The following is a 13923-nucleotide window of genomic DNA, read 5'->3' on the forward strand; positions in this document are numbered from 1 at the left end:
TGCTTCTTGATTACCGTGTGGGTTGCGTTGTGGTGGGGGCGATGTCGGTGACGGTGGTCACGCCGCGCAGGCGCAGGGCGTAACCGTTGGGGTAGCGCAGATCGACCGACTGCAGCGCACCGGCGTAGCGCTCGGTGAGCTGGGACAGCGTGGCGCTGAAGCGGCGCGTGCGCGCCAGCAGTTCGTCCGGCGTGCCCCGGCCCAGCTCCACCTGCGCACCGTTGTCCAGCCGTGCGCGCCAGCCGCCGCGCTCGGTGAGTTCCAGTCGATCGAGCCCGAGTTCCAGCGGTGCGAGTTCGGCTTGCAGCCGCTGGTACAGCGCCCACACCTGGGCCGACTGTTCGGCGGGGCCGGCGAGTTCCGGCAGGTTGTCGCTGTCGTCCGGGCTGGCTTCAAACACTTCACCGAGCGCGCTGACCAGCCGGCCCGAGCCCGACTCGCCCCACCAGGCCACGGCCTGGTGCTCCTGCAGCGTCACGCGCAGGCGGTTGGGAAACTCCCGCTGCACCACGGCCTGGCGCACCCAGGGCACGGCTTCGAACAGCTCGCGCACCTGCTGCAGGTCGACCGTGAGGAAGCTGCTCGAGAGGCGTGTCTTCATCTGCGTGGCCAGCTGGGCGCGAAAGCTCACCGCGTTCTGGTGCACCACGTCACCCTGCACCGTGATGGCCTTCACCGTCCACACCGGGTGGCGCACCAGCCAGGTGCCCAGAGCGCCCAGGCACAGCACGGCAAACAGCACGACCAGCGCTTGCGTGAGCGCGGTCATGAGCTTGACGTCCAGGGGCATGGGTGTGGTGGCCATGGGGTGGTGCGGTGATCAGGCCGGGTTGTCCAGGGCTGCGGTGGCCAGCACCGCCACGCACAGGTCTTCGTACGACATGCCGGTGGCGCGGGCCGACATCGGCACCAGCGAATGACCGGTCATGCCGGGCGAGGTGTTGATCTCCAGCAGATACGGCTTGCGCGTGGTCGCGTCGATCATCACGTCGGCGCGCGCCCAACCGCGGCAGTCCAGCGTGCGGAAAGCTTGCAGCACCAGCGCCTGGATCACCGCCTCCTCACCTTCGGGCAGACCGCAGGGCACGAGGTATTTGGTGTCGTCGGTGAAGTACTTGTTCTGGTAGTCGTAGTTGCCTTCGGGCGCCACGATGCGGATCACCGGCAAGGCCTGCGCGGTGTCGCCCGTGCCCAGCACCGGGCAGGTGACCTCATCCCCGTCGATGAACTGCTCGCACATGACCAGCGGGTCCTGCTTCGCGGCCAGCTCGTAGGCGGCGGCGCACTGCGCTTCGCTGGTGACCTTGGTCAGGCCGATGGTCGAACCCTCGCGCACGGGCTTGACGATCATGGGCGAGCCCAGCGCGCGGTAGGCCGCCACGGTTTGCTCGATGCTGTGCACCTGGCGCCAGGCCGGCGTGGCCAGGCCCTCGGCCAGCCAGATGCGCTTGGTCATGAGCTTGTCCATCGCCACGGCCGAGGCCATCACGCCGGGGCCGGTGTAGGGGATGCCCAGCAATTCCAGCGCGCCCTGCACCGTGCCGTCTTCGCCGAAGCGGCCGTGCAAGGCGATGAAGCACCGTTCAAAGCCCTCACGTTGGAGTTCGTCCATGTGGCGCTCGGCCGGGTCGAAGGCGTGGGCGTCAACGCCCTTGGACTTCAGTGCGGCCAGCACGCCGGTGCCCGACATCAGCGAGACCTCGCGTTCTGCCGAGCGCCCGCCCATCAAGACCGCCACCTTGCCCAGTGCCTTCGGATCGATCACCGTGTTGTCCTTTGTCTGTGTGTTCATGTAAGCCGGCGCCGGGCCGCCCCAGGCCGGCTCCGCCCCCTCGGGGGGCAGCGACCCGTGCAGCGGTGGAGCGTGGGGGCTCATTGACTCGCTCCCTGCGCCAGTTCCATCACGCGGCCAGCCACCGCGCCCACGGTGCCCGCGCCCATGCACAGGATCACGTCACCGTCCTGCGCGTTGTCCAGCACCGCCTGGGGCATGGCGTTGATGTCGTCCACGAAGACCGGCTCCAGCTTGCCGGCCACGCGCAGCGCGCGCGCCAGCGAACGGCCATCGGCCGCCACGATGGGGCTCTCGCCCGCGGCGTAGACCTCGGCCAGCAGCACCGCGTCGGCGTGGTTGATCACCTTGACGAAATCTTCGAAACAGTCGCGCGTGCGGGTGTAGCGGTGCGGCTGGAAGGCCAGCACCAGGCGGCGACCGGGATAGGCACCGCGCGCCGCCGCCAGCGTGGCGGCCATCTCCACCGGGTGGTGGCCGTAGTCGTCCACCACCGTGCAATGGCCGCCGTGGGGCAACGCGGCTTCGCCGTAGCGCTGGAAGCGCCGGCCCACGCCCTTGAAATCGGCGAGTGCCCGGAGCACGGCGGCGTCGTGCACACCGAGCTCCACCGCGATGCCGATGGCGGCCAGCGAGTTGAGCACGTTGTGGTCGCCCGGCAGGTTGAGCACGATGTCGAGATCGGGCAGCTCCACGCCGTTGCGCCGCTGCACGGTGAAGTGCATCTGCGTGCCCACCGCGCGCACGTTGATGGCGCGCACCTGGGCGTCTTCGGAAAAGCCGTAGCTGGTGATGGGCCGGGCGATCAGCGGCAGGATCTCGCGAATCGCCGCGTCGTCGACACAGACCACGGCCGCACCGTAGAACGGCATCTTGTGCAGGAACTCGACGAACGCGGCCTTGAGCTTGCCGAAGTCATGACCATAGGTGTCCATGTGGTCGGCGTCGATGTTGGTCACGACCGAGAGCACCGGCAGCAGATTCAGAAACGAGGCATCGGACTCGTCGGCCTCGACCACGATGTACTCGCCCGAGCCCAGCGCGGCATTGACACCGGCGCTGTTCAGGCGCCCGCCGATCACGTAGGTCGGGTCGAGCTCGGCGGCGGCCAGCACGCTGGCCACCAGGCTGGTGGTGGTGGTCTTGCCGTGCGTGCCCGCGATGGCCACGCCCTTCTTCATGCGCATGAGTTCGGCCAGCATCACGGCGCGCGGCACCACCGGCACCAGCCTGGCGTGGGCGGCCACCACCTCGGGGTTGTCGTCCTTCACCGCGGTGGACGTGACGATGGCGTCGGCCCCTTCGATGTTCGCAGCGTCGTGACCAATGAACACCTCGGCACCCAGCGCCACCAGCCGGCGCGTGACCGTGCTCTCGCCCAGGTCGCTGCCGGAGATGCGGTAACCCTGGTTGAGCAGCACCTCGGCAATGCCGTTCATGCCGGCGCCGCCAATGCCGACGAAGTGGATGTGTCGAATGGCGTGTTTCATGTGTTCTGCACTTTCGCGAGTTGCTCGCAGGCGGACACCACGGCCGCCACGGCTTCTGTTTTCTGCATCTGTTTGGCCTTCTCGGCCATCGCCACCAGCTGTTCGCGCTGCACGCCTTGCAACCGGAGCGCGAGTTGCTGGGGGCTGAGTTCGGTTTGTGGCACCAGCCAGGCCGCGCCCGCGTCCACCAGGAAGCGCGCGTTGGTGGTCTGGTGGTCGTCCACCGCCGACGGGAACGGCACGAACAGTGCCGCCGCGCCCACGGCGGCGATTTCGGTCACGGTGCTGGCGCCGCTGCGACAGACGATGAGGTCGGCATCCGCGAAGGCCTGGGCCGTGTTGTCGATGAAGGGGGTGAGCTCGGCGTGCACGCCGGCGGCGATGTAGTTGGCGCGCAGGGCGTCGATCTGCTTCTCGCCGCTCTGGTGGGTGACCGTCGGCCTCTGGGCTTCGGGGATCAGCGCCAGCGCCTGCGGCACCACGTCGTTGAGCGCCTTGGCGCCCAGGCTCCCACCCACCACCAACAGGCGCAGCGGACCGCTGCGTCCAGCGAAACGGTCCGCGGGTCCAGGCTGATGCAGGAACGGCGCGCGCAGCGGGTTGCCGACCCACTGGGCCTTCTTGAACACGTTGGGGAAGGCGGTGAACACCCGGTCGGCCACGCCGGCCAGCACCTTGTTGGCCATGCCGGCCACCGAGTTCTGTTCGTGCAGCACCAGCGGTTTGCCGGCCAGCACGCCCATCATGCCGCCCGGGAAACTGATGTAGCCACCCAGGCCCACGACCACGTCGGGCTTCACGCGGCGCACCACCTGCAGCGCCTGCCAGAAAGCGCGCAGCAGGCGCAGCGGCAACAGGGCGAGCGAGATCACGCCCTTGCCGCGCACACCACCGAAGTCGATGGTCTCCAGCGCGAAGCCGCGCGGGGGCACGAGACGGCTTTCCATGCTGGCGGGCGCGCCCAGCCAGTGCACGCGCCAGCCACGCTCGCGCAAGGCTTCGGCCACGGCCAGGCCGGGAAAGATGTGGCCACCGGTGCCACCGGCCATGATCAACGCGCAGGGGGTCATGACCGGCCCCCCTTCATCATCTGGCGGTTCTCGTAGTCGACCCTGAGAACAATGGCAATCGCAACCAGATTGAGCAAGATGGCCGAGCCGCCATAACTCATCAACGGCAGCGTGAGGCCCTTGGTGGGCAGCGCTCCCAGGTTCACACCGATGTTGATGAAGGCCTGGAAACCCATCCACAGGCCCACACCCTGCGCCACCAAGCCGGCAAACACCTGGTCGAGCGCGATGGCCTGGCGACCGATGTGCATGATGCGGCGCGTGAGCCACAGGAACAGGGCAATCAACACCACCACGCCGAGCAGGCCGAACTCCTCGCCGATCACGGCCAGCAGGAAGTCGGTGTGGGCCTCGGGCAGCCAGTGCAGTTTTTCCACGCTGCCGCCCAGGCCCACGCCAAAGATCTCGCCGCGCCCGAACGCGATCAAGGAGTGCGAGAGCTGGTAACCCTTGCCCAGCGCATGCTCCACGCTCCAGGGGTCGAGGTAGGCAAACACACGCTGGCGTCGGAACTCGCTGGTCATGACCATGAGCGCGAACGCGCCCACGACCACCAGCGCCATGAGGAAGAACATGCGCGCGTTCACGCCCCCCAGGAACAGGATGCCCATGGCGATCACCACGATCACCATGAAGGCACCCATGTCGGGCTCGGCCAGCAGCAGCATGCCGACCACGGCCACCGCCACAGCCATCGGCGCCACGGCCTGGAAGAAGCGCTGCTTCACGTCCATCTTGCGCACCATGTAGTCGGCGGCGTAGATCAGCACGGCCAGCTTGGCCAGCTCGGACGGCTGGAAGTTCATGATGCCCAGCGAGATCCAACGCCGGGCGCCATTCACGCCCTTGCCGATGAAGGGCAGCAGCACCAGCGCCAACAACACCAGCGCGATGGCAAACAGGAAGGGCGCCATCTTTTCCCAGCTGCGCAAGGGGAACTGGAACGCCACCACGCCGGCCACCAGCCCGATGGCCATCGAGATCGCGTGGCGCAGCACGAAATGGGTGTGGGCGTAGTTGGCAAAGCGCGGGTTGTCGGGCAGTGCGATCGAGGCCGAATACACCATCACCAGACCCCAGGCGAGCAAGGCCACCACCACCCACAGCAATGGCTGGTCGAAGCCGAGCTCGCGCACGGCCACGTTGCGCGTGCCGGCGTAGGTGCGGTTGGACAGGCGCACCGGCAGGCCGTCGCGCGACGAACCGCCCGCGAGCGCGCCTGCCAGGTCGCGACCCAACAAGCGCGGATTGAGCGCGGCCAGTCCTTCGCGCAGGCGCTGCGACCAGGTCAGGGTGGGCACGGTTTTTTTCTTCACAGGCCACCCTCCAGGCTCATGCCCTGCTCCGCCGCCAGGGCCGCGACGGCGTCCACGAACACGCGTGCGCGGTGCTCGTAGTTGTCGAACATGTCCAGGCTGGCGCAGGCGGGTGACATCAGCACGGCATCGCCCGAGCGGGCCTGTTGCGCGGCGACCGTGACGGCCTCGGGCAGCGTGGTGGCATCGAGCTGAGGCACATGGGCTTCGTCCAGCGCATCGCCCACCGCAGCGCGGATGCGCGCGGCATCGCGACCGATGTAGACCACGGCGCGCGCATGGCGCGCCAGCGGCTCGGCCAGCGGCGCGAAGTCCTGCCCCTTGCCGTCGCCACCCAGGATGACAACCAGCCGGCGCTCGGCGCCCAGACCGTTGACGGCCGCCAGCGTGGCGCCCACGTTGGTGCCCTTGCTGTCGTCGAAGTACTCGATCTCGTCGATGATGGCCACGGGTTCGACGCGGTGCGGCTCACCCCGGTACTCGCGCAGGCCGTGCAGCATGGGGCCGAGGGCGGCACCGGTGGACGTGGCCAGGGCGAGCGCGGCGAGTGCGTTGGCCGCGTTGTGGCGGCCGCGGATGCGCAGCGCGTCGACCGGCATCAAACGCTGGAAATACACCTCTTCATCTTCGTCCGTGGTGCGGCCACGCTTGCGCGTTTCGTCCAGCGCTAGGGCACGCACCAGCCAGGCCATGCCGTTGAGCGATTCGATGCCCCAGTCGCCGGCGCGCCTGGGCGCGTCCAGCCCGAAGCTGGCCCAGGGCCGCGCGCTCTGCTGGCGGTTGCGGTTGCCCACCTTCACCGTCACCAGGCCGGGCTGCAGCGCCATGACCTGCGGGTCGTCGCGGTTGAGCAGCATGAGGGCCTGGGTGCCGAACACGGCGGCCTTGGCCTGCGTGTAGGCGGCCATGCTGCCGTGCCAGTCCAGGTGGTCTTCGGTGATGTTGAGCACGCTGGCGGCGGTGGGCACGCGGTCCCAGTCGGTTCCGGCTGTGTCGTCGAGCTGGAAGCTGGAGAGCTCCAGCACCCAGACGCGGGGCAGGTGCAGTGGCTGGGGGGGTTCGATGGGAGGCGGAACCAGCATGACCGTGCCTTCTTCGTCGGCTTCGGCAGCGGGCTCGGGTGCTTCGTCGTCAACAGGTTCGACTTCGTCGACCGTCCCGGTCTCTGTGTTCACTGGCGGAGCCGCCACCGCCGGTGCTTCGGCCATGGCCTCGGCGGCAGCGCGCTCGTCGTCGGCCTGCTGGGCCACGGCCTCGGCGTCGAGTGCGGCGGACAGCACGTCCAGCAAGGCAGGGCCGATGTTGCCGGCCACGGCCACCTGCACGCCCGCACGCTGCAGCAGCAAGGTGGTGAGCGAGGTCACGGTGGTCTTGCCGTTGGTGCCGGTGATGGCCAGCACCTTGGGGCGGTAGGGCAGGCGCTCGCGTTCGGCGAGGGTCCTCAAGGCGCGGGCAAACAGGCCCAGTTCGCCGAGCACCGCGACGTTGTGCGTCTGCGCCCAGCCAAACACCCGCTGCAGCGCGGCCGGTGCCAGGCCCGGGCTGCGCGCGATCAGGGTCCAGTCCTGGCGCGCCATGAGCGAATCGTCGAAGGCGCCACTCACGAAGGTGGCCCCCGGGCAATCGGTGCGCAGAGCGGTCAGTTGGGGCGGCTGCTCGCGCGTGTCGGCCACGGTCACGTGCGCACCCTGGCGCACGCACCAGCGCGCCATGGCCAGGCCGGAGGCGCCCAGGCCGAGGATGAGGACGTGCTGGTCGTGCATGGTCAGCGCAATTTCAGCGTGGAAAGACCCACCAGGCACAACAGCATGGTGATGATCCAGAAGCGCACGACGACCTGCGTCTCCTTCCAGCCCTTCTTCTCGAAGTGGTGGTGCAGCGGCGCCATCTGGAACAGCCGGCGGCCGGTGCCGTGGCGGCGCTTGGTGTACTTGAACCAGGTCACCTGCAGCATCACCGAAAGCGCTTCCACCACGAAGATGCCACCCATGATGGCCAGCACGATTTCCTGCCGCACGATGACGGCGATGGTGCCCAGCGCGCCGCCGAGCGCGAGCGCACCCACGTCGCCCATGAACACTTGCGCCGGGTGGGTGTTGAACCACAGGAAGGCCAGACCCGCGCCCGCCATGGCGGCGCAGAAGATCAGCAGCTCACCGGCACCCGGGATGTGCGGCAGCAGCAGGTATTTCGCGAACACCGCATTGCCGGTGACGTAGGCGAACACGCCCAGGGCCGAGCCCACCATCACCACCGGCATGATGGCCAGGCCGTCAAGCCCGTCGGTGAGGTTGACCGCGTTGCTCGAACCGACGATGACGAGGTACGTCATGACCACGAAGCCGAACACGCCCAGCGGGTAACTGATCTCTTTGAAGAAGGGCACGAGCAGACCGGCCTGCGGCGGCAGGTCGAGCGTGAAGCCGGAAGACACCCAGGCAAAGAACAGCTGCAACACCCGCAGGTTGCTGGTCTCGGACACGCTGAACACCAGGTAGAACGCGGCGACCAGACCGATGATGGATTGCCACATGTATTTCTCGCGCGATCGCATGCCTTCGGGGTCCTTGTGCACCACCTTGCGCCAGTCGTCGACCCAGCCGATGGCGCCAAAGCCCAGCGTGACCAGCAGCACGATCCACACGAAGCGGTTGGTCAGGTCGAACCACAGGATGGTGGAGAGCGCAATGGAAAACAGGATCAGCACACCGCCCATGGTGGGCGTGCCGCCCTTGCTGATGTGGGTCTGCATCGCGTACTCGCGGATCGGCTGGCCGATCTTGAGCGCGGCGAGGCGGCGGATGAAGAAGGGACCCGCGCCCAGGCCGACCAGCAGCGCGGTCATGGCGGCCATGACCGCACGGAACGTGAGGTACTGGAACACCCGCAGGAAACCGAAATCGGGCGACAGGCCTTGCAGCCACAGGGCCAGGCTAGGCAGCATGGGCGTTGTCCTTCTTGTTGTTGTGTTGTGTGGGATCGAGTGCCAGCAAGGCCTGCACCACGCGCTCGGTGCGCATGAAGCGCGAACCCTTGACCAGCACGCTCTGGAACACGGGGCGGTCGTCGCTCACGGCGGCGCACACCGCACCGGCCATGGCGGGCACTTCGTTCCAGTGCGTGACGGCGGGCCACACCCTGGCTGCCTGGCCCATCCAGTCACCGGCCACGTGCACCGCCTCGATGCCGCGTTGGCGCGCGTGGCGCAGCACCTCTTCGTGGAACGCGAGGCCTTGCTCACCCACCTCGCCCATGTCGCCGAGCACCAGCAGGCGCGGCGCGGGCAGCTCGGCCAGCACGTCGATGGCCGCGCGCACCGAGTCCGGGTTCGCGTTGTAGGTGTCGTCGATCAGGGTGAGGGTGCGGCCGTCCAGATGCAGCGCCAGTGCGCGCGAGCGTCCGCCCACCGGCTCGAAGGCGTCGAGTCCGCGCACCACGGCGTCCAGCGTCACGCCCGCAGCCAGCGCGCAGGCGGTGGCCGCCAGGGCATTGCGCACGTTGTGCCGGCCGGCAATCTTCAGATGCACCGTGCCCTTGCCCGCGGGCGAGGTGAAACACAGCGTCCAGGCACCGTCCTGCCATTCGGTCTTGAGCGCCAACACGTCGGCCGCGGGGTCGGTGTCGCTGAAGGTCATCACGCGGCGGCCCGCGGCGAGACCACGCCACAGCGGTGTGTAGGTGTCGTCGGAGGGAAACACGGCCACACCGTCGCCCGCCAGCGCCTGGATGACCTGACCGTTTTCGAGCGCCACGGCTTCCACCGTGGCCATGAACTCCTGGTGCTCGCGCTGTGCGTTGTTCACCAGGGCCACCGTGGGCAGCGCAATGGCGGCCAGTTCGGCGATCTCACCGGGATGGTTCATGCCGAGCTCGACCACCGAGAGTTTGTGCGCCGCGCGGAGGCGCAGCAGCGTGAGCGGCACACCGATGTCGTTGTTGAAATTGCCCTGCGTGGCGTGGGCCGCATCGCCCACCGCCGCACGCAGGATGAACGCGATCATCTGCGTCACGGTGGTCTTGCCGTTGCTGCCGGTCACGGCGATCAGCGGCAGATGGAACTGGCTGCGCCACAACCGGGCGAGCTCGCCGAGGGCGCGGCGCGTGTCGGGCACTTCCACGCCGGGCAGGCCCGCCTGAGTCAGGCCACTGTGCGCGATGGCGGCCACGGCGCCCTGCGCCGCCGCCTGCGGCAGGAAATCGTGCGCATCGAAACGCTCACCCTTGAGCGCGACGAACAGGTCGCCCGGCTGCAGGCTGCGCGTGTCGGTGTGCACGCGGGTGAACGTCAGGTCGGGCTGGCCCACCACTCGGGCACCGGTGAGCTGGGGAAGCAACTGACCGAGCGTCTTCATGCGTGTGCTCCCTGCGCTGCGCGCCGGGCCAGCGCCTGGCGTGCCTGAACGAGGTCGGAAAAGGGCGTCTTCACCCCCATCACCTCCTGGTAATCCTCGTGGCCTTTGCCGGCGATCAGCACCACGTCGGATGCCTGGGCGCATGCCACCACGGTGGCGATGGCCGCGGCACGGTCGGGCTCGACCAGGGCGGCCCCGGCGTGGGAGAGGCCCGTGACCATCTGGCTCAGGATGCGGACCGGGTCTTCACTGCGCGGGTTGTCGCTGGTGAGCACGACGTGGACGGCTCCGCGCTCGGCCACGGCGGCCATGAGCGGGCGCTTGCCGGCATCGCGGTCGCCCCCACAGCCCACCACCACCCACAGGGCACCGCCCCGCTGGGCCGCCAGGGGCTGGACGGCTTGCAATGCTTTTTCCAGTGCATCGGGCGTGTGCGCGTAGTCCACCAGCACCAGCGGCTGATCGATGGCGACGACTTCGGCCTGCTCCATGCGCCCGGGCACCGGTGTGAGCGCTCCGCAGGCCTTCACGGCCTGTTGCAGCGAGATGCCCACGCTGCGGGCTGCCGCGATCACGCACAGCAGGTTGGACACGTTGTAGCGGCCCACCAAAGGCACTTGCAAGGTGTGTCGCTCCACTTCGACGCCCTGCAGGTCCCGCTCAACCACGCCGAAGGCCATGCCGGCGCGGGTGAAGGTGATGTCCACGGCATTCAGCCGGGCCGTTGAATCGATGCCCACGGTCCACAGGTCCAGCCCACGTCCGTTCGCGCGAGACGCCAGTTGCCCGCCCCGGCCATCATCGGTGTTGACCACCGCCGCGCCCAGACCAGGCCAGTCGAACAGCATTGCCTTGGCCTCCCAGTAGGCATCCATGCTGCCGTGGAAGTCGAGGTGGTCCTGGGTGAAATTGGTGAACACGGCCACGCGCACCCGCGTGGCGTTCAGGCGTCCTTCGATCAGGCCGATGGACGAGGCTTCAATCGCACAGGCTTTCACACCTTCGTCCACATACTGGCGCAACTGCTGCTGCAGCATCACCGGGTCGGGCGTTGTGAGGCCCGTGGGCACCAAGGTCGAGCCCGGTTGACCCATGCCCAGGGTACCGATCACCGCACAAGGCCGCGCACAGACCGAGAGCAGCTGCGCGATCCACCAGGCGCACGAGGTCTTGCCGTTGGTGCCGGTGATGGCCAGCACGTCGAGCGCGGCGCTCGGGTGATCGCAAAACCCGCTGGCAATGGCGCCGGCCTGCGCCTTGAGGCCACGCACAGCCAGCACGCGTTCATCCTCCAACGCAAAGGCCTCGACACCGTCTCGCTCGACCACAGCCGCCACGGCGCCAGACGCCAGGGCGCTGTGCACGAAGCGACGCCCGTCGGTGGCCGCACCGGGCCAGGCGACGAAACCATCACCCGGCTGCAAGCGACGGCTGTCGCAGTGCAGCGCGCCGGTCACGGTCGCGCGCAACCATGCAGCGACGTCCTGGGGCTGGTCCAGCGTCTTCATCAAAACGACTCCTCGACCACTTCGGTGACGATCTGCGGCTTCACGCTCATGTCCGGCTGAACGCCGAGGATGCGCAAGGTCTGCTGCACCGTTTCGCTGAACACGGGCGCCGCCACCAGACCACCGTAGTACTGACCGTTGGTGGGCTCGTCGACCATCACGGCCACCACGATGCGCGGGGCCTCCACCGGCGCCAGTCCCACGAAGAAGCTGCGGTACTTCTTGTCGGCGTAGCCCTTGCCTTCCTGTTTGCGCGCGGTGCCCGACTTGCCGCCCACCGAATAGCCCATGGTCTGCGCACGCGAGCCGGTGCCGCCCGGGCCCGCCGCGAGCTGCAGCATGGCGCGCACGGCCACCGCGTTCTTCTCGCTGAACACGCGCACACCACCCACCGGCTCCTCGGCCTTCTGCAGCGTGACCGGTATCAGCTCGCCGTCGCGCGCGAAGATGGTGTAGGCCTGTGCGAGCTGGAACAACGAGGCCGAGAGGCCGTAGCCGTAGCTCATGGTGGCCTGCTCGATCGGACGCCAGGATTTGTAGGGGCGCAGGCGGCCGGTGACGGCACCGGGAAACGGCACCTGGGGCTTCTGGCCGAACCCGGCCTGGGCGTAGGTCTCCCACATTTCGCGCGGGCTCATCTGCATCGCCAGCTTGACCGTGCCCACGTTGCTCGACTTCTGGATGATCTGGGACACGGTCAACACATCATTGGGATGCGAATCGCTGATGGTGGAGCCCCCGATCGTGATGCGGCCGGGTGCCGTGTTGATCGGCGTGGTGGGCTTGACCAGCCCCTTGTCCAGCGCGAGTGCGGTGATGAAGGGCTTCATGGTCGAACCGGGTTCGAAACTGTCGGTGAGCACGCGGTTGCGCAACTGCTCGCCGCTGAGGTTCGTGCGCCGGTTGGGGTTGAAGCTGGGGTAGTTGGCCAGGGCGAGCACCTCGCCGGTCCGGGTGTCGAGCACCACCACGCTGCCCGCGCGCGCCTTGTGGGTCAGCACGGCTTCCTTGAGCTTCTGGTACGCGAAGTACTGCACCTTGCTGTCGATCGAGAGCTGCAGGTCCGGGCCGTCCACCGGCGGCACCACGGCGCGCACGTCTTCAACCACGCGACCCAGGCGGTCCTTGATGACGCGGCGCGAACCGTTCTTGCCCGAGAGTTGCTGGTTGAACGCCAGCTCCACGCCCTCCTGGCCCCGGTCTTCCACGTTGGTGAAACCGACCACGTGCGCGGCCGCTTCACCCTCGGGGTACTGGCGCTTGTACTCACGGCGCTGGTAGACGCCCTTGATGCCCAACGCGGCGATCTCCTTGGCCACGGGCTCGTCCACCTGGCGCTTGACCCACACGAAAGTCTTGTCGTCCACCAGCAGGCGCTTGCGCAGCTCGGCCAAAGGCATCTCCAGCAGCTTGGCCAGCTGGCGCAGCTTGGGATCGGCGCGGTCCACGTCTTCAGGGATGGCCCAGATGCTTTGCGCGACCACGCTTGAGGCGAGGATCAAACCGTTGCGATCGAGCACGCGACCCCGGTTGGCCGGCAGTTCCAGCGTGCGGGCAAAGCGGACCTCGCCCTGGCGCTGGAAAAAGTCGTTGCCGAACACCTGCACGTACGCGGCGCGGCCACCAAGGCCTGCGAACGCCACCGCCAGCGCCGCGACGATGAACTTGCTGCGCCACACTGGCGTCTTGCTGGCCAGCAGCGGGCTGGCGCTGTAGTTGATGCTGCGGCTCATTTCGCAACCTCCGCAGGCGCTGCGGGCTCGAACACCGTCACGTACTGCGTGATGCCCGGCGTGACCGGGCGCATCTGCAACTGGCGCGTGGCGAGCTGCTGCACCCGCGCCGGCGTGGCCTGCGCGCGCTTTTGCACCTGCAGTTGCTCGTGCTCGGCATCGAGCTTGCGCGACTGCGCCTGCGCCTTGTCGAGCGCGGCGTACAGACGGCGGGATTCGTACTGGGTGTGCACCAGGTAAAAAGCGCTGGCGACCACGGCCAGCAGCAGCACGAGGTTCAGCCTGATCATGCTGCGGCCTCGGTTCTTTCGGCCACGCGCATCACTGCGCTGCGCGAACGGGCATTGGCCTTCACTTCCTCGTCCGACGGCATCACACGCTTCAAACCGCGCAGCGCCATGGGCGCGGGTTCGGCAAACGGCACGCGACGGTCCACCACGGCGCGCGAATGGCGCGCCATGAACTGCTTGACCATGCGGTCTTCAAGCGAGTGGAAGCTGATCACCACCAGATGTCCTCCGGGACGCAAGACGTGCAGGCTGGCCTCTAGCGCTTGTTGCAGCTCTTCAAGCTCGGCGTTGATGAAAATCCGAAAAGCCTGAAATGTGCGCGTTGCAGGGTCCTTGCCCGGCTCGCGGGTTTTGACCGCGCCAGCCACGACT

12 protein-coding genes are annotated in these 13923 nt (G+C 68.0%); all 12 read right to left on the minus strand.

Translation table 11 applies throughout. From position 1 onward, the window contains the following. Positions 1-10 precede the first annotated feature (10 nt). Positions 11-805, minus strand: a complete 795-nt coding sequence (locus tag V6M63_RS21580; RefSeq protein ID WP_332745249.1) for a cell division protein FtsQ/DivIB — start codon at positions 803-805, stop codon at positions 11-13. A 15-nt stretch (positions 806-820) separates the two neighbouring features. Next, positions 821-1792: a D-alanine--D-alanine ligase gene (locus V6M63_RS21585; RefSeq protein ID WP_332745250.1), complete on the minus strand. Its 972-nt coding sequence runs from the start codon at positions 1790-1792 to the stop codon at positions 821-823. Between the two features lie 80 nt (positions 1793-1872). After that, positions 1873-3282 carry a UDP-N-acetylmuramate--L-alanine ligase gene (gene murC, locus V6M63_RS21590; RefSeq protein WP_332745251.1) on the minus strand — a complete coding sequence of 470 codons (1410 nt, stop codon included), beginning with the start codon at positions 3280-3282 and terminating at the stop codon, positions 1873-1875. Further along, a complete protein-coding gene (murG, locus tag V6M63_RS21595; RefSeq protein WP_332745253.1) occupies positions 3279-4352 on the minus strand; it encodes an undecaprenyldiphospho-muramoylpentapeptide beta-N-acetylglucosaminyltransferase in 1074 nt (357 codons plus the stop codon). Before murG ends, murC begins: the two co-directional genes overlap by 4 nt. Beyond that, on the minus strand, positions 4349-5593 hold the full coding sequence (gene ftsW, locus V6M63_RS21600; RefSeq protein ID WP_442909632.1) for a putative lipid II flippase FtsW: 1245 nt from the start codon (positions 5591-5593) through the stop codon (positions 4349-4351). The genes murG and ftsW overlap by 4 nt, the downstream gene beginning before the upstream one ends. A 71-nt stretch (positions 5594-5664) precedes the next feature. Next, positions 5665-7431: a UDP-N-acetylmuramoyl-L-alanine--D-glutamate ligase gene (murD, locus tag V6M63_RS21605; RefSeq protein WP_332745254.1), complete on the minus strand. Its 1767-nt coding sequence runs from the start codon at positions 7429-7431 to the stop codon at positions 5665-5667. A 2-nt stretch (positions 7432-7433) separates the two neighbouring features. Continuing rightward, positions 7434-8612 carry a phospho-N-acetylmuramoyl-pentapeptide-transferase gene (gene mraY, locus V6M63_RS21610; RefSeq protein ID WP_332745256.1) on the minus strand — a complete coding sequence of 393 codons (1179 nt, stop codon included), beginning with the start codon at positions 8610-8612 and terminating at the stop codon, positions 7434-7436. After that, positions 8602-10020: a UDP-N-acetylmuramoyl-tripeptide--D-alanyl-D-alanine ligase gene (locus V6M63_RS21615; protein ID WP_332745258.1), complete on the minus strand. Its 1419-nt coding sequence runs from the start codon at positions 10018-10020 to the stop codon at positions 8602-8604. Before V6M63_RS21615 ends, mraY begins: the two co-directional genes overlap by 11 nt. Then, positions 10017-11528 carry a UDP-N-acetylmuramoyl-L-alanyl-D-glutamate--2,6-diaminopimelate ligase gene (locus V6M63_RS21620; RefSeq protein ID WP_332745260.1) on the minus strand — a complete coding sequence of 504 codons (1512 nt, stop codon included), beginning with the start codon at positions 11526-11528 and terminating at the stop codon, positions 10017-10019. The genes V6M63_RS21615 and V6M63_RS21620 overlap by 4 nt, the downstream gene beginning before the upstream one ends. Continuing rightward, complete coding sequence (locus V6M63_RS21625) at positions 11528-13261, minus strand: peptidoglycan D,D-transpeptidase FtsI family protein (protein WP_332745262.1); 1734 nt, start codon at positions 13259-13261, stop codon at positions 11528-11530. Before V6M63_RS21625 ends, V6M63_RS21620 begins: the two co-directional genes overlap by 1 nt. Beyond that, positions 13258-13551: a cell division protein FtsL gene (gene ftsL, locus V6M63_RS21630; RefSeq protein WP_056270054.1), complete on the minus strand. Its 294-nt coding sequence runs from the start codon at positions 13549-13551 to the stop codon at positions 13258-13260. Before ftsL ends, V6M63_RS21625 begins: the two co-directional genes overlap by 4 nt. Next, the coding region (mraW, locus tag V6M63_RS21635; protein WP_332745267.1) for a 16S rRNA (cytosine(1402)-N(4))-methyltransferase at positions 13548-13923 on the minus strand (376 nt) is incomplete at its 5' end. The genes ftsL and mraW, both read right to left, overlap by 4 nt.

The organism is Hydrogenophaga sp. (assembly GCF_036675665.1).
GTDB lineage: Bacteria > Pseudomonadota > Gammaproteobacteria > Burkholderiales > Burkholderiaceae_C > Hydrogenophaga.